The sequence below is a fragment of the Ruegeria sp. CH11 genome, assembly GCF_056537105.1.
The window spans coordinates 1-1,114 of sequence record NZ_JBQFQX010000052.1; the positions used below are offsets into that span (position 1 = coordinate 1).

2 protein-coding genes are annotated in these 1,114 nt (G+C 56.9%); both read right to left on the reverse strand.

What is annotated here, in order from left to right:
* Positions 1–93 precede the first annotated feature (93 nt).
* Positions 94–771, reverse strand: a complete 678-nt coding sequence (locus ACR0LX_RS22945) for an IS630 family transposase (RefSeq protein WP_480785633.1) — start codon at positions 769–771, stop codon at positions 94–96.
* Positions 686–1,048 (reverse strand): helix-turn-helix domain-containing protein, encoded by a 363-nt coding sequence (locus tag ACR0LX_RS22950; RefSeq protein ID WP_480767165.1) that lies wholly within the window; start codon positions 1,046–1,048, stop codon positions 686–688. Before ACR0LX_RS22950 ends, ACR0LX_RS22945 begins: the two co-directional genes overlap by 86 nt.
* Positions 1,049–1,114: the final 66 nt, after the last annotated feature.

Genomic DNA, 1,114 nt, shown 5'->3' on the forward strand with positions numbered 1-1,114 from the left:
CGATGCAAACGCACTCTTCGCACGGCTTGCGCGCAGGTTTCACCAGTGATGGCACGAAAAACGCGGTGCCAGTGAAATTAGAGCGCGTCTGGCTCAATTGGTTTCATATCCTGCGGCCTGGAAGAAGTTGTAGCACTCGTCTGGGGTGAACATGTCGCAGACTGCGCCGGCTGCTTTCCACAACTCTTCATACGTTCTTGCGGCAGCCTTTCGGATCAGGGCCTTCAACTTGGAGAATGCCATTTCAATGGGGTTCAGATCCGGGCTGTACTTGGGAAGAAAGAGGAACCAGGCACCGTTCTCTTTCAGGATATCACGCGCGGCTTTGCTCTTGTGGGCAGGTAGGTTGTCGAGGATCACGACGTCTCCTGGCCGCAATGCAGGTGCGAGGATGCCTTCGACATAAAGCTCAAACATCGCGCGATCCATCGCACCATTGATCACGCCAGTGGCATCTATGCGATCATGTCGCAAACCAGCGATGAATGTCTGGGTGGTCCAGCGCCCAGCGGGCGCATGGTCGATCAGCCGGTCACCGACCGGGGCCCAACCACATGTCTTTGTCATGTTGGTCTTCAGACTGGTTTCGTCGATAAACAGGAGGCGTTCCAGATAGTTACGCATGAAGGGCTGGCGGCGATTGATCCAGATCGCCCGGTCCCGCGCGACATCGGGGCGCTTCTGCTCACTGGCCCGCAGGTCTTTTTTTGTGTGACAGACCGAGCCGGTGTAGCAAACCGCCCACCGAAGAACGGTGCACTGCGATCCCATGTTCGCGCTCCAGAGCAAACCGCAGTTCGTCCAGTGTCGTGGCTGGCCGCGCCTGCATCTGCTCACGCACCCAACCTGACACACCGGACAATTTGCCATGGCCACGGCGGCCTTGCGGCTTTGGGTCCAGCCTCCCGGTTGTCCGCTTCAGCTTGACCATATCGTTCACAAACTTGATCGAAACACGAAAATGCGCGGCTGATGACCGGTGCGTGTTGCCTTCCTCCACAAAGGCGACAACCCGCTCCCGCAACGCGAGGGGATGTGGTTTACCCATCTGCTACCTCCATATCTGCTCAAAGATATGGAATCACGGATCAGAAAACTGGGGAAGACTGAATCT